The organism is Candidatus Enterococcus wittei, assembly GCF_002140175.1.
Classification (GTDB): Bacteria; Bacillota; Bacilli; order Lactobacillales; family Enterococcaceae; genus Enterococcus_B; species Enterococcus_B wittei.
Genome location: NZ_NGMO01000001.1, coordinates 1,182,454 through 1,183,706, shown reverse-complemented (window position 1 = coordinate 1,183,706; position 1,253 = coordinate 1,182,454). Strand labels below are relative to the sequence as shown.

The 1,253-nt window shown below is 43.3% G+C and carries 1 pseudogene; it reads left to right on the top strand.

The features are described 5' to 3' along the window. Positions 1 to 1,253: pseudogene (locus A5844_RS14175) on the top strand (hypothetical protein); the annotation flags it as partial.

The following is a 1,253-nucleotide window of genomic DNA, read 5'->3' as shown; positions in this document are numbered from 1 at the left end:
ACTCATGATTCCGGTACTCGGTCAAGTCACCTCCCTCAATATGAAATTCGCATTAGGTGTGGCTAGAGCCTTTGCCCGAGGGGGAATTCGCAATGTGATCAGAAGCAGTAGGAGTTTCCTCCCCACTATGGCTGAGATCAGAAGACTTGTGCTGACTTTTGCACAGAATCTTGATCCAGGGTTTGAGCCACTCATAGGCGGAGGGCGGTTGATTGTTCGGAAATTAGTGAAGTTCAAAAATGAATTACACATAGGCAAGAAAATCAAAGACTTGTTAGAAAGAGTCGAAAAACTGGAGAAGGCGCAAGAAGCGCTAAAAAAATCAATCGAGATGCTCGAGTGGAAGGGTTTAGAAGTGCCGGTGAAAAAAGTGAATGATCACCTGTATGTGCGAGTGACGAATCTGGAAACTGCGGAGGTATTTGGCGGTTTATTTATGAAAAAAGGCAATCGCATAGAAGCTTATAGACCCGCCACGTTTACAACTGAACAACTAAACTTAATCGACCTTTTGAAAGTTAAGCTGGATAAAGATCAGGTCTTTGTCGTGGAAGTTAATTCAAATCCTCAAGCCTATGGTACAGGCGAGATCACAACGGTCACAAAAGAAGGAGAAGAAACGAAGCGTTTTATTCGAATGAAGGGAAAACTGATTGAAGTGACGATGACAGCCATCAAAGAGCACGGGTTCCGGTTGGATGTTTATGCCCGTCATGCGGGGAAAATCTTACCGGTGAATTTTAATGGGGTAGAATGGTATTTTGAAGCACCGACTTCTCCTTTCATATCAAACTCCGTAGAGGAAAAAATCGTTAGGGAATTGGACAAGTTTGAAACACGAAAAAATCCAAGTGATCTTTCTGCGCCAGATGGAAAAGGGTTGATGTGGGAGGAGTCAGGCAGATCCCATATTAAGATCAATGATCATTACATTCCGTTGATCGCACTGGATAAAAAAGGCAATCGGTATCATTTAGTGAAAAAGGATTCCAATGAACCAATGACCATCTTAAGATTTGATGAAAAAAAAGGCAAGTTTCGTTTTGAGACAGATTTGGAAAGAGCGAAGGCGGAGGCAATCGAAAAGACAAGCAAGAAAGAAAAATCCCCTAAGTTAGAGGTTTTACAGTATAAAAGAAAACTAAAAAAACAGGATACCACCTCAGGGACATCAAGAGTGTCTCAGGGAGAGACGCCGGGCACCTCAGGGACATCAAGAGTGTCTCAGGGAGAGACGCCGGGCACCTCAGGGA